Origin of the sequence: Bacillus sp. FJAT-50079 (assembly GCF_018343515.1) — a bacterium.
Taxonomy (GTDB): domain Bacteria; phylum Bacillota; class Bacilli; order Bacillales; family Bacillaceae_C; genus Lederbergia.
In genome coordinates, this window is record NZ_JAGYPD010000004.1 from 203941 (window position 1) to 223702 (window position 19762).

Here is a 19762-nt window from a genome sequence, read left to right on the forward strand (position 1 = left end):
CTCGCACCCCTTTGCGAGATTTAGTTGTTTACGCTTGCATGTATGGGAAAAATCGGTAATGATAGAGAGGTATAGTACATAAAAGGAGGAATGGTTGGAGATGGCATCTGTTACATTTAAAGAAAATCCAGTTACATTAGTGGGAAATGAAGTAAAAGTAGGTGATAGTGCACCAGATTTTACGGTCCTTACAAATGATTTACAAGAAGTAAAATTAAGTGACTTTAACGGAGTGCGCATCATTAGTGTTGTTCCGTCTGTGGATACAGGTGTGTGTGCTGTTCAAACAAAACGCTTCAACGATGAAGTAGCTAATCTTGATAATGTATCCGTACTAACAATTTCTGTGGATCTTCCATTTGCGCAAGCGCGTTGGGCGAATGAAAAGGGCTTAGAACAAGCGAGAATTTTCTCAGACCATCGTGACCTATCCTTTGGTGAAGCATATGGAGTCGTTATCCAAGAGCTACGCTTATTATCTCGCAGTGTTTTTGTTGTGGATAGTGATAACAAAATTGTTCATGTGGAATACGTGTCTGAAGTGACGAACCACCCAGATTATGAAAAAGCGTTAGAAGCAGCAAAACAAGCGAAATAATCAACTTTGCCTCGGAAACTGATTCCGAGGCAATTTTCCCTCAATTCAAACCTCTTTCAAAATAGGGCTTAATCCTTGTTTTTCGCACGGTCAGAGCGTTAAAATATAGATTGATGCGAACGAGGAGGCAAGATCATGAAATTAACCCCCATGGAAAGTTTATTTTCCGTATTTGATGAAACAGCATCCATCTTACAAGAAGAACTTGAATGTACATATTTAGAGGCTCTAGCCGAAACGGGCGAAAACCTTTTTCAAGTAACGGTTTTACAAGAAGAAATAAGTGAAGTGACTAAGCGTCGACTTCAAAAGAAATACGATGAGATCTCTTTAGACGCCTTTGACGCCGAGGATATTCGCAAAGCGTATCAAATGGCAATTTTAAAAGGAATGAAGGGTCATGTACAAGCGAATCATCAAATGACACCTGATTCAATTGGATACATCATTAGTTATTTGACGGGGAAATTTTTAGGCGAACGTGATCAGTTGACCATACTAGATCCGGCTGTTGGAACAGGCAATTTATTATCAACGATCTTCAATCGCCACGGTGAATCGGAGCATATTCAAGCATATGGTGTCGATGTGGATGATCTGCTAGTGAAGCTCGCCTACGTAGGTGCAAGCTTGCAAAAACAGCATATTGAACTTTTTCATCAAGATGGGCTTGGACCGTTATTCATCGATCCCGTTGATGCGGTCGTTTGTGACTTGCCTGTAGGCTATTATCCAAATGATGAACAGGCGGCATCTTTTCAGCTTCATAGTGATGAAGGACATGCTTTTGCCCATCATTTATTTATTGAACAAAGCATTCAATATACGAAGCCAGGCGGTTATTTGTTTTTCTTGATTCCAAATGATTTATTTGAATCTAAAGAAGCGAGAAAGCTCCATGAATATTTGCAAAAAACAGCACATATTCAAGCTGTCATTCAATTGCCATTATCTATGTTTGCTAATGAGCAAGCAGCAAAGAGTATATTCATCCTTCAAAAGAAAACAGCTGACAGCAAGGCTCCAAAAGAAGTATTACTCGCATCCCTCCCGAAATTGTCAAACAAAGCTGCACTTGATACAATGCTTCATGGGATGGAAAAGTGGTTTAAAGAAAATAAACAATAGGAAGGTGCTAATCGTGGCAAAGATTTTTGCAGTTAACGCCGGAAGTTCTTCATTGAAATTCCAGCTTTTTAATATGCCGAGTGAAGAGGTTATCACAAAAGGGATGATCGAGCGAATTGGTTTACTAGATTCTGTTTTTGTTATGTCTGTCAATGGTGAAAGACATAAGGAAACATTGGATATTGCCAACCATGAACAAGCAGTTGAGATGTTGCTTAACCGTCTTACTTCATTAGGTGTCATCCAATCACTTGATGAGATTGAAGGAGTAGGACATCGAGTGGTTCACGGTGGTGAAATTTTCGATGAATCTGTATTAATCACAGATGAAATATTGGAACAAATTGAGGGGCTTTCTGAGCTTGCACCACTTCATAATCCAGCAAATATAACTGGAATAAAGGAATTTAGCAAAGCATTGCCGAATGTTCCACAAATTGCAGTATTTGATACAGCATTTCACCAAACAATGCCAGATAGCTCTTACTTATACAGTCTTCCGTACGAGTATTATGAGAAATATGGCATTCGAAAATATGGATTCCACGGCACATCACATAAATATGTGTCTGAGCGTGCGGCTGAGTTACTAGGAAGACCGCTCTCTCAACTACGTCTTATCTCCTGTCACCTTGGAAATGGAGCTAGTATTGCTGCCATTAAAGGTGGAAAATCGATCGATACGTCAATGGGCTTTACACCTTTAGCGGGAGTAACAATGGGAACAAGATCAGGAAACATCGACCCAGCCCTTATTCCGTTCTTGATGGAAAAGACAGGAAAAACAGCGGATGAAGTTTTAGATGTCCTTAATAAAAAATCAGGAATGCTAGGTGTTTCTGGATTTTCAAGTGACTTGCGTGACATTACAATCGAAGCAGCGAATGAAAATCATCGCGCAGAATTAGCGCTTGATATTTTTGCCGATCGTATTCACAAATATCTTGGTTCTTATGCAGCGAAAATGGGTGGAGTTGACGCGATTATTTTCACAGCTGGAATCGGAGAGAACAGTGATGTTATCCGTGCAAAAGTATTAAAAGGACTTCAATTTATGGGTGTTTATTGGGACCCAGACCTGAATAAAATCCGCGGGGAAGAAACGTTCTTGAGTTACCCGCATTCACCTGTAAAAGTAATCGTGATTCCAACGGACGAAGAAATCATGATTGCAAGAGATGTTGTAAGGTTGTCTAATTAATAAAACAGGATGAGCAAAGGATGTGGTTTTCTGAGCCAGCTTCAATCATACATTCCACTGATAGATTTTATCGGGCGTTTTCTTGGTACTGATGCCGAAATCATTTTATATGATATGAAAACGAAAAAGGCGGTCTATGTTAAACATTCATTTACTGATGAAACAAAAGTTGGTATGGATCTTCCTAGTATTGAAAGAAAATTCATTAAGGAACAGGTTTTCAATGAGACGGATTCATTGTTAAACTACCGTGCTTTGTCATCGGAGAGAAAAAAACTAAGATCGGCAACCCATTTTATTAAAAACGAAGAAGGGGAGCTAATGGGAGTTTTAACGATAAATTTAAAAGTAGATGAATTAATCGAACTCCGTGATATCATTAACAGACTCATCAGTGGCTCAGAAAAAACGGCGCAGACAGATCAATACATCTTTGAAAATTTTGAGCTATCGTTTGAAGACATGATGAATAATACAATCCAAGAAGCGCTCACCAAGTTTAATTTGCCGCCGGATCGGTTGTCTCATCATGAGAAAATGGAATTGATTCGAATGTTAGACGAAAAGGGTACCTTTTTAATAAAAGGATCCGTCACAGAACTTGCCAAAATTTTAAATACGACTGAAACAACCGTATATCGTTATATAAATAAATTATAAATTTGCGAAAGAGTAGAAGATAGAAGCATTTGCTTTTATGTCTACTCTTTTTTGAATTTAATTTTCGGAATATGTTGAATAATGTAAACCGTCATGTTAATATTTTAATACGGTGTAAATATTTTTACAGTAGTTGGAGGGGAACAGAATGAAATATATGACAGCGGAACCATTTCGAATAAAAGTAGTTGAAAGAGTAAAAAAAACAACGAAAGAAGAACGACAAAAATGGTTAAAAGAAGCAGGTTATAATGCATTCAAGTTAAAAGCTGAAAATGTATATATAGATTGTATAACGGACAGCGGGACATCAGCGATGAGCAGCGAACAATGGTCGGCGATGATGCTTGGGGATGAATCGTATGCCGGGTCAAAAAGTTTCTATAAACTTGAAAAATCAGTCCAAGATATATTTGGGATGCCATTTGTCCAACCTACTCATCAAGGTAGGGCAGCGGATTATATTATGGCAAAGTTATATGCTAAGGAAGGAAAATACGCGATAGGAAATATGCATTTTGATACATTTAGAGGAAATGCGGAAGTGTTAGGTGCTCTCGCAGTAGATTATGTTGTTGATGAAGGGAAAGATACCACAAGTCCAGCTCAACCATTTAAAGGGAATATTGATTTGAAGAAAATGGAAAGATTAATTGAAGAAAAAGGATCGGACCAAATATCGGTTGTTATTATCACAGTTACTTGTAATAATAATGGCGGTCAGCCGGTTTCTATGGAAAATATTCGTGAAGTAAGTGAATTAGCGAAAAGCTACAACATTCCAGTTGTTATTGATAGCGCTCGATTAGCTGAAAATGCCTATTTTATTCAACAAAGAGAGGAGGGCTATCAAGATAAGTCAATCAAGGAAATTACTCGGGAAATGTTTTCTTATTGCGAAACAGCCACAATGAGTTCGAAGAAAGATGGAATGGTCAATATTGGTGGTTTATTTGTTACACGCAATGAGGAAATATTTAAACACGCTCAGCAATTAGCAATCGTTCATGAAGGCTTTATTACATATGGTGGTTTGGCTGGTCGGGACCTTGAAGCACTTGCTGTTGGTCTTCAAGAAGGATGCGATCAACAATATCTTGAATACAGAATTAATCAGGTGAAATATTTAGGCGACCAATTGCTTGAGAGAGGTGTCCCAATTATTGAACCCACAGGCGGGCATGGAGTATATGTCGATGGGAGAAGGTTTTTTTCTCATATACCCCAGCATGAATTTCCGTCGCAAAGACTTGTTACAGCTCTTTATGAAGAGGCGGGAGTACGAGCAGTTGAGCTAGGCGCTTGTGCGTTTGGTTCTAAAGACCCCGTTTCGGGAGAGCCAATATGGCCGGAAGTTGAGACGATGAGAATTGGACTTTCAAGAAGAGTATATACAAATAGTCATATGGATGTCATCGCAAATGCGCTTGGCGATATTTATGAAAAAAGAGATCAATATAAAGGTATGAAACTTGTTTATGAAGGTCCGATCACTTCATTAAGACATTTTACCGCGGGATTTGAGCTTCTATAAAAGTGACAAAAACTAGAATTGATTAATGGAGGTTTCACAATGAAAAAATATATTAAAATTGCTGCTGGTCTTGCACATGTAGATTATGGTCATATTGCAGATATTGTAAAAGAAGCATCTAATGCGGGCGCGGATTATATTCATTCAGATGCGGCAGATATGTATGATTTAAGAAACCAACAGTTAATGGGAGGACATCAAATTATTGAAGGCATCCGTCCGGTTACAGATAAGCCGATTGAATGCCATATTTATACGCGTGAATGTGACAGGCTCTTTATAGAAAAAATTGCTGAAGCTGGAGCCAATATGCTTATTATTCCTGCCGAACAATTTCTAGGAGCGCCGCTAGCATACATCATTAATTATTGCCGTGAATTTGGCATGAAGGTTGGGCTGACTATCGGTTGTTACACGCCTCTTTCTTTTGTTGAAGAAGCTATTTACGATATTGATCGCTTGCATATTGTCGTTCACGGTGTGGACGAAACAGATGGACGCGATAACTGGGGATGGCGCAGATCATCGCTCGATTTAGTTCGACGGGCTCGAGCGCTTATTAACGAAAAAAATCCAACATGTGAGTTAGCCGTAGATGGAGGATTAAGAGCGAATAATTTATCAGACATGGTAGCTGCAGAACCAGATGTCATCGTTCTTTCTTCAGGAATTTTCAAACATCCGGAAGGCATTACAGCGGGTGTGAAAGCATGCAGAGAAGCGATTGATCAAGCAAGTATTGAACACTTTGGAGAATAAAGGGGGAAAGAATATGGAATTTTCCTTTTTCTCGCCTGTGAAAGTTCATTTTGGCTCTGGTGAGAGACTGAACGTTGGATTATATACAAAACAATATGGACATCACTGTCTGATTGTTCGGACGCCAATGAAAGATCAGAAGCGCGAGCAGCTGTTTAACGATATGACGCAAAATCTAGTGCAAAATGGAATTGCATTTTCAATTTTCGATCAGGTGATTCCTAATCCGACTACGGAAATAGTGGATAAGGGAGTTAAGATCGCAAATGAAAACAATGTTGATTTTGTGATCGCTTTTGGCGGCGGATCAACGATAGATGCTGCTAAAGCGATTGCATTATTAGCGATCAACCCGGAGTTAAGTTGGGATGAAAGTTTTGCAGAATTCTCAAACCCATTTAAAGACACGGATCAAACAAGAAGAGCGTTGCCGATCGTGGCGATTCCAACTACATCGGGAACGGGCTCGCATATTACCCAAGCAGCAGTCATTACAGATAGTGCTAAAAGCGAGAAGGTTACACTATTTCAATCTTGTCTTATTCCTAAACAAGCCATAGTGGATCCTCAATTGATGATAACTGTACCAACTAAAGTGACAGCAGCGACTGGTTTTGACGCGCTTTGCCATTCGATTGAGAGTTATTTAAATCCAAGGGCGTCAGCTTTAACAGAATTGCTTTCTTTAGAGGCAATTAAGATTATAGTAAAATCTTTGCCAGAGCTTCTAAACGATCCATTAAATCTTTCTCTAAGAGAGCATATGGCATATGCTGATACTCTTGCTGGAATATGTCTATCGAATGCGGGAGCGGAAGCACCGCACCCAATTGCTGAAATAATTAATGGCTATTATCCAGCTTTAGCGCACGGAGAGACGCTAGCTTATATTTATCCGCGTTTCATGGAACATGCAAGTGAGCAAAACGAAGTCAAGATAAAAGATCTTCTTGCTATATTTGAAAATTACAAACCCGAGGGTCACTCTCACACTTTAAGTGAAATAACGTTTGCTACATTTACATTATTTATTCAAAAGCTTGGTTTATCTTCAACACTTGAAGGATTAGCTTTGGATGATCGGATGGCAAAAGAAATAATGAGTAAGCTTAGTTTCAATATGCCGATCACGAATGCCAATCAAATGAAAGAGATCTTTTCAAAGAGTATGTAATGCATTGGATGATGCTGTTTTCCTAAGAAGGTCAACAGTATCGTCTAACATATGACAGTTGTGTAACCGCTGTCAAAATAATGGTAAATTGATTCGCGAAGAAGGGAGTTAACAAGTGAAATATTTTATAGATTCCGCCAATGAGGAAGAAATACAATTAGCGTTACAAATGGGAGTAGTAGGGATTACTTCAAATCCATCACTTTATGCGAACGAAAAAGTGAATCTTCTGCACTTTCTTGAAAAATACAAAACTGAAGATGTGTTATTAACAGGAGAAGTCATTGGAAATCATTTAACGGAATTGTATGATCAAGCCCAAAACATACAATCGATTTCAGATCAAATTATCTTGAAGCTTAATTATTCGGCAGAAAGCTTGCAATTCATAAAGGAAGTATCTGGAACAGGTATTATAACTGCAGTAACCCTTGTATTCGATATCAATCAAGCCCTTATGTCTATGCAAGCTGGAGTAGATTATCTTTTTCTCTTTGTAGCGAGAAATGAAGATGTGGGGAAAGATGGCATTGGATTTATAAAAAATGTTGCTGAGATTATTGTTAAGAACGGTTATAAAACAAAAATAATCGCTGCAAGCCTACGAAATCAAAGGCAGTTGGAACAGGCAGCTCTATATGCGGATTATGCGGCGGTTCCGTATTTACTTATCGAGGATAGTTTTCGTCACTCGCTGACAGTTTCCGGTAATGAAAAATTTCAAAAAGATTTAATTAGCAGCCTTGAGGTGGCATCAAAATGATTAACTATATACCTCTTTATCAGGAAAAACTTAAGGAATATGAAAATCAGCTTATAGATGATATAGCGGATTTAACAGCAATTAAATCTGTTGCGGATCACAAAACAAAAACAATTAATGCACCTTTTGGTTTAGGAGTCAGGAAGGCTTTTGACCAAATGATTACGATGGCAAGACGCGATCAATTTGAATTTGAAGATGTGGATGGCTACGCACTTCAAATAGATTTAGGGAAAGGTGAAAAGCTGGTCGGTATACTTGGCCATCTAGATATTGTAGAAGAGGGGGACTTAGCCGAGTGGGATTCCACCCCATATCAATTAAGAATCGAAGATGGATTTCTATATGGAAGAGGAGTTAATGATGATAAGGCACCCTCTCTAGCAGCCTACTACGCAATCAAAATTTTAAGGGATTTAAATATACCCGTTCAAAGTAAAATACGCCTTATTTTAGGTGGAGCCGAGGAAACAACTTGGGAATGTATGGATCACTATTTTAAGAAGAAGCCCGAACCAAAATATTCATTTTCTCCAGATGGCAATTTTCCAATTGTAAACGGAGAAAAAGGGGTCGTTCAAGGAACGTTTTCCCTTAATAGAATGAATGGTGAAGAGGCGAACCTTCACTCGATCATAGAGTTGCAAAGTGCAAAGCAGTTTGGATTTGTGTGCAATGAAATTACGGTTAAATTCAAAAGTAAACGACCTAGTGAATTATTGGAATTTTTGAAAGAATCAGCGGGAATTAACGTGGAAGATAGTGTTATTACCGCAACTTACAAATCAGACAAAGTACTTTCCAGAAATCCTCATAAAGGTGATAATGCAATTTTTAAGTTGGGGAGGGATTTAATCACATTTCAAAATCATTTGGATTTAATGGGGAAGTCATTTGTGAGTTTTTTGGAACAATATTTACTTGATGATGCGTATGGAGAGAAAATAGGTCTAAATTATATAGATCCTGACATGGGGGAGTCAACTATTGCCCTAACATATTGCCTATTAAATAATCGGAATTTTGAGTTTGGCTTTGATTATCGATATACCCAAAAAATAAAAGCGACTACGGCATTTAATCTATTATCTTCTTCGTTTGCTATCGAACAAAACTTCCAAATATCGGATCATTTTTTGAAGGATTTACACTTTGTTAATGAAGAGGAGCCATTTATTCAAAGATTGAAAACTGCTTATTATAACGTAATGGGCGATGAACCTGAATGTATCACAAAGGGCGGCATTTCGTATGCTCGGGCAATTAACAATTGTGTGATTTTCGGACCTACATTTCCAAATGAAATCACGAATACACATTTAGCAAATGAAAGAATACGGATTGAAACACTGTATACATCAGTCATCATTTATTGTGAAGCAATTAGATTGTTAGCAAACTTAGATTAGAAGAAGCAGCGAATGGGAGGGAGTATAATGAGAGAGAGAGTTCAAGCTTTTGCTGGTTCGATGATGATTCCAATTATTTTATTAGTAGTAGCCGGGATTTTTATCGGAATTGGCGCCGCACTTGTTAATATTGATAACGCTAACGCATTGGGATTGGGTTGGTTAATTAAAGAAGGAAATATTGTTCACGGATTTTTTTCAATCGTAAATAGCTTAGGTTTTATGGTTATGAGATTTTTAGCTGTATTCTTTGCGGTAGGACTTGCTTTTGGGCTTGCTAAAAAAGAAAAGGGCTGGGCGGCGCTTGCGGGGCTCGTTTTATTTTTAGGGTTAAATACGGTCATTAATACAATGCTTTCTATTAATAACTTAAATCCAGAAACAACAACTGTGGAAGCTTTAATCGCTTCTGGTTATTCCGAAGTTGGTGCAAAAAACTTTAACGCACTTTTTGGGCATGTTTTAGGAATCTTCAGTTATGATATGGGGATTTTTTCGGGACTTATTGCTGGAGTTGTGGCTAGTATCGTTCATAATAAATATTGCGAAAAGCAACTTCCAAATGCTCTTTCATTTTTCTCAGGACCAAGATATGTGCAAATTCTTATTTTTTTCGTAACGATTCCGGTAGGAATTATTTTATACTATGTGTGGCCATTCATCGGAATGGGATTATCAAGTATTAGTCATTTCATTACCGCAAGCGGACTCATTGGAACATTTGTCTTTGGTGCGTTGGATCGAGCATTATTGCCAATCGGGATCCATCATTTAATTGCTTTTCCTATCGAATATACGAAGGTTGGGGGTACAATGCTAGTAGATGGAACCGTTTATGAGGGCGTAAGAAACATTATGCTAGCACAAATGGGTTCCCCAAATGAATCTGAGTATATTGTCAGGAACTTTACAACTGGAAGAATTCTATTTCATTTTGGTGGTCTTCCTGGCGCTGCATTTGCAATGTATCATGTGGCTAAGCCCGAAAATCGTAAGAAAGTTGCAAGTATATTAATCCCAGCTGTACTGACTGCTGTATTAATTGGGGTTACAGAACCTATCGAGTATACATTTTTATTCGTTCAACCACTGCTTTATTTTCTAATTCATGTACCACTTTCAGGTTTATCATACGTATTAGCAGAAGCGATGAATATTTCAATAATGGGGACGGCTGTTAGAGATATGTTCCCGAACTTGCTTCAACCGGAGAAAGTTCATGCAATGTATATGCTTCTATTAATTCCGGCCTATTTTGCCGCTTACTACTTCGCTTTTAAATGGTCGATTCTAAAGTTTAATATAAAAACACCAGGAAGAGAATTGGAAGCGGATACAATTAAGCTGTTTACGAAGAAAGATTATCTCGATCAAAAAGGTGCTGTGACAAATGATCAAATCCCAGCCATTGTTGAAGCTTTCGGTGGGAAAGATAATATTGTCAGCATTACAAACTGTGCGACAAGATTAAGAGTTAAAGTAGTTAATGAAAAGCTTGTTGCCCCGAATGATCATTGGGTCGATCATTTGGGTGCAAGCGGAGTCGTTAGAAGTGGAAATGCATTCCAAATCATTTACGGTCCACATGTAATTACCTTAGCTGGCCAAGTGCGCGACGCGGTCGGCATGGAGTAAAAGTGATAAAAACGAAAGAATTTCTTAACGAGGTTGGGACATAACGAAAGCGATCAAATCTAAAGGCGAACAATGGGATAACTTAGCGAAGTATATTTCCGGAGCGAGTTATTTGCAGTTGCTATCGTTCGCATTTGGATTTGATGAAAAGCTTTTGTTCCAGCCTCGTTTTTTTAATATCGAAACATCAGGACTCCGAAAAATTTAAAACTTTGTCGAAGAGCAAGTGTTAAAAATAAGAGTGTAATTACTAAAATAAACCACGTGTAAGCATTTTTTTTGCTTCGTAGCATGTCATAGACAAAGAAAATCAGAAAACAAATCAAAATAGTCATACCAATGATTGCTGCTAGCATATGAAAGAGAAACATGAGTATCCTCCTAACATTTTTTAGGAATTTGTCCCTTTCAACGATCATATCAAGGGACGTGGAAAACATCTACCGTCTAGATGGGCTACGCATAAAAAGAATCCTCGAATCATTTGCAATCGAAACGATGTTAACTGTATAATTCGATAAAAGAGAAGACAGTAATATAAAGGTAAGGGGTGGCTTGAATGAATCTGACTAAAAGAGATGAAACTCTTTTAGAGTCTTTGGAAGATTGGCGTCAGTCATTTTATGAGTATGAAGCAACTGATTTTGAAAACACGTATGATAAATGGGTTGATCGTGCATTTGCTCTTATTCCAGAGTCTGTGCAATCCCAATTTTTTGAAAAGATGGATAATTGGTTTTTTCAAGTAAGCTCATTGATCCGAGGAATGCAAATTCAAAATGAAGCAAGCGATCGGATTCTTGATGCGGCCCGAGCAATGAATGATGACATTCATTCACTTGCGGATATGAGAAAGATGCCGATTGATCAGCTCAGTTTTATAGCAAAACAGCAGGCTGCAAAACATCGTCTTTATTCATTGATGCAAGGGGGAATTGCTGGTTCTGGGCAGCCGCTTTTAATCGGCAGTGACTTTTTATCGATGTTCGTTATTAATATGCGCGCTGTTCAATTAACAGCCATGTCATTTGGCTATGATGTGCAATCACCGGCAGGGGTGCTCGAAACGGTGAAAGTATTTAATACAGCGACGATGCCTGATCGGATAAAAATGTTCGGTTGGGAAGATTTAATGGATGATTTACAAAAAGGTACGGAGCAATTTTACTTTAATGTTCATGAGCGAATCATCGACCAAACATGGATCGATGAACCGATTAAACAGTTGATTAAACTTGGCTTCATCGTCTGTTTTTCAAAAAAGAAAATATCTGGTTTACCAATTGTCTCGATGGCGGTCGGGGCAGGGATGAATTATAACACGACGAGAAAGATTACAAACTTCGCTTTAAAATATTATCAGTACAAGTATTTACTCGAAAAGAATGGTGACGTGCGGTGAGTGTGAACGAACATAAACAACAAGCGCCACAAACGATTAACTGTGCGATCATAACGGTAAGTGATACGAGAACGGAAGCGACGGATAAAAGCGGTCGGCTCATCAGGCAATATGTTGAAGAAGCTGGACATACAGTGAAGCAGCAGCAAATTGTTAAGGATGAACGAGGATTGATTCGCTCAGCGGTTGAAACGCTTGGGGATGAAACTGATATTCAAGCGATCCTTATAACGGGAGGAACGGGTATTTCTGAGCGGGATGTGACGATTGAATCCGTCTCTCCACTGTTTCATAAAGAGATTGTTGGCTTTGGAGAATTATTTCGCATGCTTAGTTATACAGAAGATATTGGCTCGGCTGCGATGATGTCAAGAGCAGCGGCGGGAACATATGGTCAGAAGGTTATTTTTATTATGCCGGGTTCTTCTGGGGCAGTAAAGCTTGCTATGGAAAAATTAATTATAAAAGAGCTTGGACATCTTATTAGGGAGCTTACGAAATGAACAAGGATTAACCTTGTTCATTTTTTTATACATTTTTTTGAAAAAAAGTATTGAAAGGTGCTATTAAAGTATGATAATATTCTTTCATTAAATGATTAAAAATAAGTTTGGTTGTATATATATACATCAAGCAGGAGGTTTTCACACAATGAAAAAGAAAGTTGTTCTCGCTTATTCCGGTGGTTTAGATACGTCCGTAGCCATTAAATGGTTCCTTGATCAAGGTTATGAAGTTGTGGCATGCTGCTTAGATGTAGGGGAAGGAAAAGATCTTGCGTTTGTTCAATCAAAAGCATTGGATATGGGCGCATCAAAAAGTTATGTCATTGACGCAAGGGAAGAATTTGCGAATGAATATGCGTTATTATCATTGCAGGCACATACAATGTATGAAAATAAATATCCATTAGTTTCGGCGTTATCACGCCCGTTAATTTCGAAAAAATTAGTTGAAGTGGCGGAACAAGAAAATGCGGACGCCGTTGCACATGGCTGCACAGGAAAAGGAAATGACCAAGTTCGCTTTGAAGTTTCGATTAAAGCATTGAATCCTGATCTAGAGGTTTTGGCACCTGTGCGTGAGTGGAGCTGGTCACGTGAAGAGGAAATCGAGTATGCAAAAGAGAAAGGGATTCCGATCCCAATCGATTTGGACAGCCCGTACTCTGTTGACCAAAATCTATGGGGAAGAGCGAATGAATGTGGAATTTTAGAAGACCCATGGGCTGCTCCACCAGAAGAAGCTTACGATTTAACAGCGGCATTAGAGCATACACCTGATACACCAGAACTTATCGAAATCGAATTTGTAAATGGTGTACCTGTATCGCTTGACGGGAAGCAATATCCGTTAAGCGAGTTGATTTTAGAACTAAATTCAATCGCGGGGAAACATGGAATTGGCCGTATTGATCATGTGGAAAATCGACTTGTTGGAATTAAATCACGTGAAATATATGAGTGCCCTGGGGCGATGACGCTTTTAACAGCGCATAAAGAATTGGAAGACTTAACATTAGTAAAAGAACTAGCCCATTTTAAGCCGGTCATTTCAAAGAAATTGACGGAATTAATTTATGATGGACTTTGGTTCTCTCCATTAAAGCCAGCGTTGACGGCATTTATTGCAGAAACCCAAAAGTATGTGAATGGGGTCGTCAGAGTAAAATTATTTAAAGGTCATGCAATCGTTGAAGGAAGAAAATCGCCTAACTCATTATACGATGAGAAACTAGCGACATACACATCTGCTGATAAATTTGATCAATCCGCCGCTGTCGGGTTCATTAAATTATGGGGCTTGCCGACAGAAGTTCATAGTACGATTCATAAAAAGGACGGTTTAAAATCATGAAAAAAGCATGGGGAGGCCGCTTTGCAAAATCACCGGAGCAATGGATAGAGGAGTTCGGCGCCTCTATCTCCTTTGATCAAGAGCTTGTTTTTGAAGATATTGAAGGAAGCATCGCTCATGTAAAAATGCTTGGGAAGACAAACATCATTCCAGTAGAAGAAAGCAAACAAATTGCTGAAGGACTATTGAAATTAAAAGCAAAGGCTGAAGTAGGCCAATTGGAATATTCGATTTCAGAAGAAGATATTCATTTGAATTTGGAGAAGATGTTGATTGCTGAAATCGGACCTGTTGGCGGAAAACTGCACACAGGTAGAAGCAGAAATGACCAAGTGGCAACAGATATGCATCTTTATTTAAAAAAGCAGGTCGGAACAATTATTGAGCATCTTCAAGAACTGCAAACGGTGTTAACGATTCAAGCTGAAAAAAACATCGAGACGATTTTTCCAGGGTACACCCATTTGCAGCGGGCTCAGCCGGTTTCCTTCGCCCATCATTTGCTTGCCTATTTTTGGATGCTTGAACGTGATAAGCAAAGATTCCGGGAAAGCTTAAAAAGAATCGACTTATCACCGCTTGGAGCAAGTGCTTTGGCAGGAACGACATTCCCCATCGATCGCTATTATACTGCAGAGCTATTAGGTTTTTCCGGTGTGTACGAAAATAGTATGGATGCGGTCAGTGACCGAGATTTTATCGTTGAATTTTTAAGCAATGCTGCTCTAACAATTACGCACCTATCAAGATTTGCAGAAGAAATCATTCTATGGGCGAGTAAAGAGTTTAATTTTATTGAACTAGATGATTCGTATGCAACAGGAAGCAGCATTATGCCACAAAAGAAAAACCCTGATATGGCTGAGTTAATTCGAGGAAAAAGCGGTCGAGTATTTGGGAATTTGATGTCCATGCTCACCATTTTAAAAGGCTTGCCGCTCACATATAATAAAGATATGCAGGAAGACAAAGAAGGAATGTTTGACACAGTCCACACGCTGATCGGCTCTTTGAAAATTTTCACTGGGATGATCGAGACGATGACGGTGAAGACAAAGTCAATGGAAGCGGCGGTTAATCAGGATTTTTCCAATGCGACGGAGCTTGCTGACTATTTAGCGACGAAAGGCATTCCATTCCGTGACGCGCATGAAATCGTTGGAAAGCTTGTGCTCACATGTATTCATAAAAATTGTTTTTTGCTCGACTTATCATTAGATGAATTGAAACAAGCTTGTTTCGAAATCGAGGAAGATGTCTTTACCGTATTATCACCAAAAGAAGCGGTAAAACGGAGAAATTCTTACGGTGGAACCGGATTTGCCCAAGTCGAAAAGCAATTGGAGCAAGCGAAACTTCATTTAGAATAAAAAATGCCTAGCAGTTTATACTGACTAGGCATTTTTTCAACTCACATTTTAAAGAGTCACATCGTCATCAGTCCGGACGACGAGAACATCACATGAAGCGGATCGTGTAATTTGTTCTGAAACGCTTCCGATGAGCAATCGTTCTACGGCGTTTAATCCTGTTGCTCCACAAATAATTAAGTCCGCGTTTATTTTTTTAGCGGTTTGTTTCGGGATAATTGTTTTTGGTGAACCATGCTCAATAATTGTATTTAATGTTTGTAAACCTTTGGCTGCTGCTTCTTTTTTATAATCTTCAAGGAGTTCTTCGGCATATCTTTCGGCTCTTTCAGCCATCGTTCCATCGTACGCTTCGATCGATACAAATGATCGCGTATCAACGACATGGACGAGTGTAAGCTGTGCATTATTTCTAAGGGCAATATAGACCGCTTTTTTGAATGCGCATTCTGCTGATTTTGATCCATCGACTGCGACTAAAATATTTTGATATGTTCGTGACATAAAATCATCCCCTCCTTAATTTTATTTTAACATGAATTAGACAGTATATCTCATATTTAGTGACGAATACTATGGGAAAAGGAGCTGTCGAAAAATGAAAAAACAAAATATAGATGAAAGTATACATTATTCAGAAGAAGAAAATCGTCAAACGATGAAGCAAATTATGGATGTTTATTCATTGGGGGTTGTAGAAGAAATGGATGAGCATAAGCAAAAATATGAGCAAAATCAGCCTGAAGAATAGCGAAGACGATCGAAGCTCATCTACTCAGTCGTCCATAAACGGATTGTATATCGAACTTTCCCCTCGTCATAGTGATGAAGGACAAGTTCGATTGTTTTTTTACTCATCTTGATTTTCCTCAGAATTATTGGGTTACATTTATTATGTTTATTGTCGAATGATCTGAATTTTCGTCTTTTAAGCTAAAAAAATGCTGTCAACGTTTCCTCATAATGTTATATTAGTAAGGTAGAATCATCGAACAGGAGGAAAAGAAATGCGGATCGGAATACCGAAAGAGATAAAAAATAATGAAAATCGGGTTGCGATGACCCCTGCGGGCGTATTGACGCTCTCGGCGGCCGGCCACGAAGTATATATTGAAACAGGGGCTGGGCTCGGTTCGGGATTCACTGATAACGATTATGTGGAAGCTGGAGCTAAAATTGTAAACAATGCGGAAGAGGCTTGGTCCGTTCAAATGGTGATGAAAGTTAAAGAGCCGTTAGAAGCAGAATATAAATATTTTCACGAAGGTCTTATTTTATTCGCTTATTTACATCTCGCAGCAGAACCGAAACTTGTTGAAGCATTGAATGCTAACAACGTAACGGGGGTCGCTTATGAAACAGTGCAACTTGCTAATAACACTTTGCCGCTATTAACGCCAATGAGCGAGGTTGGAGGAAGGATGGCTGCACAGGTAGGAGCACAATTCCTTGAGAAAATTCATGGCGGCAGCGGTATTTTATTATCTGGAGTGCCAGGTGTACAACGCGGGAAAGTTACAGTCATTGGCGGTGGAATTGCGGGAACGAACGCGGCTAAAATGGCAATCGGACTTGGAGCACATGTGACAATTCTAGATGTAAATCCTGATCGTTTACGACAGCTAGATGATTTATTCGGCACTGACGTTACTGTCTTAATGTCGAATCCTTATAATATTGCCGAAGCGGTTGCTGAGGCAGACCTAGTCATTGGGGCTGTATTAATTCCGGGAGCTAAAGCACCGAAATTAGTATCAGAGGAAATGGTGAAGGCAATGAAGCCTGGGTCTGTCATCGTAGACATTGCGATTGACCAAGGCGGTATTTTTGAAACAGCCAATACAACAACGACACATGCCGACCCAACATTTGTAAAGCATGGTGTTGTGCATTATGCTGTTCCAAACATTCCAGGAGCTGTTCCTCGCACAGCAACGATGGCATTAACAAACGTTACTGTTCCATATGCACTTAAAATTGCTAATAAAGGCATTGTTCAAGCATGTCAAGAAGATGAGGCATTATTAAAAGGAATCAATACGTTCAATGGTCAAGTAACATATAAAGCAGTTGCTGACTCTCTTAATCTACCATTCCAAGATGTGAGGGAATTAATCTAAAAAACCAAGCTGTCCGAAGGGCAGCTTGGTTTTTAGAAATCCGCTCAATGGCTTAGAAATCCGCTCAATGGCTTAGAAATCCGCTCAATGGCTTAGAAATCCGCTCAATGGCTTAGAAATCCGCTCAATGGCTTAGAAATCCGCTCAATGGCTTAGAAATCTTGCCTATGGCTTAGAAATTTAATCAGTCACTTGCTTATTCAACAATTTGTAATGATTTTGGGAACGAAGTTAGTACTTCCACGCCGTTTTCGGTAACAAGGACATCGTCTTCAATTCGTACACCAGCGACGTTTGGAACGTAAATGCCCGGTTCAATCGTGAACACCATTCCTGATCTCAATTCTAAATCATTTGTCGCAGTCATCGATGGGAATTCATGGACGCTAATCCCGAGTCCATGACCTAATCGATGTGGGAAAAAGTCACCATAACCCGCATCTTCAATGATTTTTCTTGCCATTAAATCAAGCTCAGATGCTTTCATTCCAGGTTTTACCGCCTTCAATGCAGTTTCTTCAGCCTGCAATACCGTATTATAAATTCGAGCTTGTTCTTCGGAAATATCACCAAATGCGATCGTTCTCGTGATATCGGAGCAATATCCTTCATAAATGACACCGAGATCAAATAAGACGAGATCGCCTTTCTTAATTTTCGTTAATCCTGGTGTTCCATGGGGCATAGCAGCATTTGCACCGGTTAATACCATCGTGTCAAAGGACATGCCTGAAACGCCTTTTTTCTTCACTTCATATTCAATTGCTGCGATGATATCTAGTTCGGTTTTTCCTTCCGCGATTTCATTCATTCCAACTTGGACAGCAAAGTCGGCTAGTTCACATGCTTTTTTCAGCAATGCAATCTCTTGTTCATCTTTTACCATGCGCAGCTCATTCAATATTTGTTCAGCTCGGATGAATGATGCACCGTTGAAACGCTGGGAGAGCTCTTCATATCTTTCCACATTTAAATGTTCTTTTTCTACCGCCCATGTATTTACCTTGTTCACGCGTTTTTGGACGAATTTATCCACAAGCTCCCAAGTGGGATCTGTATCATTATATCCAAGAATTTCATGTTCCCAGCCAGCGTTTTTTGCATCGAGTTCTTCCATTTTTGGACAAACAAGAAAAGGCTCCGCATTTGGGAAGACAGCAAGAGCGAGCAATCGTTCATGTGGATCACTGTGAAAACCTGTTAAATAAAACACATTATCCGGTGATGTGATGAACGCGGCATCGACTTGTTCTTGTTTTAGCCATGCGATTAATTTAGTTAATCTTTGATTCATGATCATCATCTCCTATCCATTAGAGACTAACAGTTTTTTCGAGAAAAACAAAGTCGGAAATAAAGGAAAAAAGTCAAAAGTAACGAAATGGTATAATAGAGTACGAAAATGATTGTAAGGAGTGTTGTAATGATGAAAATTTCATATCATGGTCATTCTGCTATTAAAATCGAAACGAATGGAAAGGTGATTTTCATCGATCCGTTCATTACTGGAAATGAATTAAGTGATTTAAAACCTGAAGAGCAACATGCTGATGCAATTATTTTAACCCATGGTCATGGGGATCATGTAGGTGATACGGAAACGATTGCGAAACGCTCGGATTCACTCGTTATTGCATTGAATGAGCTTGCTGTTTATTTAGGCTGGCAAGGATTACGGACACATTCGATGAATATTGGGGGTGCCTATACATTTGACTTTGGAACGGTGAAATACACACAGGCATACCATGGCTCAGCAGTAATTACAGATAAAAAGGAAATCATTTATATGGGGATGCCGGGGGGAGTGCTGTTCACAGCCGAAGGCAAGACGATCTATCATGCTGGAGATACGGCGCTATTTTCGGATATGAAATTAATTGGTGAGCGTCATCCGATTGATGTGGCTTTTTTACCGATTGGCGATAATTTTACGATGGGGCCGGAAGATGCCGCGTTAGCAGCAAAATTTTTAAAAGCCAAAATGGTTGTTCCGATCCATTACAATACATTCCCGCCAATTAAACAAGATCCGCATGTATTTGTTGAAATGCTAGATTCAACGATTACAGGAAAAGTAATGAATGCTGGGGACATCCTAGAAATATAAGCCTAATTCTTGCATATACTGTGGAAAACAGTATAACAGGAG

Annotated in this window: 19 protein-coding genes; 17 read left to right on the forward strand and 2 right to left on the reverse strand. The window is 39.0% G+C overall.

The window, feature by feature from the left end; translation table 11 throughout:
* Positions 1 to 100: 100 nt before the first annotated feature.
* From tpx to argH, 14 genes are all read left to right on the forward strand, one after another.
* Positions 101 to 598 carry a thiol peroxidase gene (tpx, locus tag KHA95_RS11910; protein WP_213137725.1) on the forward strand — a complete coding sequence of 166 codons (498 nt, stop codon included), beginning with the start codon at positions 101 to 103 and terminating at the stop codon, positions 596 to 598.
* Between the two features lie 135 nt (positions 599 to 733).
* Positions 734 to 1726, forward strand: a complete 993-nt coding sequence (locus KHA95_RS11915) for a class I SAM-dependent methyltransferase (protein ID WP_213137726.1) — start codon at positions 734 to 736, stop codon at positions 1724 to 1726.
* A 13-nt stretch (positions 1727 to 1739) separates the two neighbouring features.
* Positions 1740 to 2927, forward strand: coding sequence for an acetate kinase (locus KHA95_RS11920; RefSeq protein ID WP_213137727.1), 1188 nt, complete (start codon positions 1740 to 1742; stop codon positions 2925 to 2927).
* A 9-nt stretch (positions 2928 to 2936) separates the two neighbouring features.
* Positions 2937 to 3587 (forward strand): helix-turn-helix transcriptional regulator, encoded by a 651-nt coding sequence (locus KHA95_RS11925; protein ID WP_213137728.1) that lies wholly within the window; start codon positions 2937 to 2939, stop codon positions 3585 to 3587.
* A gap of 148 nt (positions 3588 to 3735) precedes the next feature.
* Positions 3736 to 5121, forward strand: a complete 1386-nt coding sequence (locus KHA95_RS11930; protein WP_213137729.1) for a tryptophanase — start codon at positions 3736 to 3738, stop codon at positions 5119 to 5121.
* A gap of 39 nt (positions 5122 to 5160) precedes the next feature.
* Positions 5161 to 5880: a ribulose-phosphate 3-epimerase gene (locus KHA95_RS11935; protein WP_213137730.1), complete on the forward strand. Its 720-nt coding sequence runs from the start codon at positions 5161 to 5163 to the stop codon at positions 5878 to 5880.
* Positions 5881 to 5893: 13 nt separating this feature from the next.
* On the forward strand, positions 5894 to 7054 hold the full coding sequence (locus KHA95_RS11940; protein ID WP_213137731.1) for an iron-containing alcohol dehydrogenase: 1161 nt from the start codon (positions 5894 to 5896) through the stop codon (positions 7052 to 7054).
* A gap of 115 nt (positions 7055 to 7169) precedes the next feature.
* Positions 7170 to 7817: a transaldolase family protein gene (locus tag KHA95_RS11945; RefSeq protein ID WP_213137732.1), complete on the forward strand. Its 648-nt coding sequence runs from the start codon at positions 7170 to 7172 to the stop codon at positions 7815 to 7817.
* Positions 7814 to 9226: a Sapep family Mn(2+)-dependent dipeptidase gene (locus tag KHA95_RS11950; protein WP_213137733.1), complete on the forward strand. Its 1413-nt coding sequence runs from the start codon at positions 7814 to 7816 to the stop codon at positions 9224 to 9226. Before KHA95_RS11945 ends, KHA95_RS11950 begins: the two co-directional genes overlap by 4 nt.
* A 27-nt stretch (positions 9227 to 9253) precedes the next feature.
* Positions 9254 to 10861, forward strand: coding sequence for a PTS transporter subunit EIIC (locus tag KHA95_RS11955; RefSeq protein ID WP_213137734.1), 1608 nt, complete (start codon positions 9254 to 9256; stop codon positions 10859 to 10861).
* A 559-nt stretch (positions 10862 to 11420) separates the two neighbouring features.
* Positions 11421 to 12263: an EcsC family protein gene (locus tag KHA95_RS11960; protein WP_213137735.1), complete on the forward strand. Its 843-nt coding sequence runs from the start codon at positions 11421 to 11423 to the stop codon at positions 12261 to 12263.
* A complete protein-coding gene (locus KHA95_RS11965) occupies positions 12260 to 12766 on the forward strand; it encodes a MogA/MoaB family molybdenum cofactor biosynthesis protein (protein WP_213137736.1) in 507 nt (168 codons plus the stop codon). Before KHA95_RS11960 ends, KHA95_RS11965 begins: the two co-directional genes overlap by 4 nt.
* 148 nt (positions 12767 to 12914) lie before the next feature.
* On the forward strand, positions 12915 to 14120 hold the full coding sequence (locus KHA95_RS11970; RefSeq protein WP_213137737.1) for an argininosuccinate synthase: 1206 nt from the start codon (positions 12915 to 12917) through the stop codon (positions 14118 to 14120).
* Positions 14117 to 15490, forward strand: a complete 1374-nt coding sequence (gene argH, locus KHA95_RS11975) for an argininosuccinate lyase (protein ID WP_213137738.1) — start codon at positions 14117 to 14119, stop codon at positions 15488 to 15490. Before KHA95_RS11970 ends, argH begins: the two co-directional genes overlap by 4 nt.
* A 48-nt stretch (positions 15491 to 15538) precedes the next feature.
* Here the strand turns inward: argH and KHA95_RS11980 are convergent, their stop codons facing one another.
* A complete protein-coding gene (locus KHA95_RS11980) occupies positions 15539 to 15994 on the reverse strand; it encodes a universal stress protein (protein ID WP_213137739.1) in 456 nt (151 codons plus the stop codon).
* A 94-nt stretch (positions 15995 to 16088) separates the two neighbouring features.
* Between KHA95_RS11980 and KHA95_RS11985 the strand changes: the two genes are divergently transcribed.
* Together KHA95_RS11985 and ald are read left to right on the forward strand one after the other, a co-directional pair.
* Positions 16089 to 16241 carry a hypothetical protein gene (locus KHA95_RS11985; RefSeq protein ID WP_213137740.1) on the forward strand — a complete coding sequence of 51 codons (153 nt, stop codon included), beginning with the start codon at positions 16089 to 16091 and terminating at the stop codon, positions 16239 to 16241.
* Between the two features lie 256 nt (positions 16242 to 16497).
* Positions 16498 to 17610 carry an alanine dehydrogenase gene (gene ald, locus KHA95_RS11990; RefSeq protein ID WP_213137741.1) on the forward strand — a complete coding sequence of 371 codons (1113 nt, stop codon included), beginning with the start codon at positions 16498 to 16500 and terminating at the stop codon, positions 17608 to 17610.
* Positions 17611 to 17806: 196 nt separating this feature from the next.
* Here the strand turns inward: ald and KHA95_RS11995 are convergent, their stop codons facing one another.
* Positions 17807 to 18904, reverse strand: coding sequence for a M24 family metallopeptidase (locus tag KHA95_RS11995; RefSeq protein WP_213137742.1), 1098 nt, complete (start codon positions 18902 to 18904; stop codon positions 17807 to 17809).
* Between the two features lie 132 nt (positions 18905 to 19036).
* On the opposite strand from KHA95_RS11995, the gene KHA95_RS12000 reads away from it, so the two are divergent.
* Positions 19037 to 19720, forward strand: a complete 684-nt coding sequence (locus KHA95_RS12000) for a metal-dependent hydrolase (protein WP_213138080.1) — start codon at positions 19037 to 19039, stop codon at positions 19718 to 19720.
* Positions 19721 to 19762 lie beyond the last annotated feature (42 nt).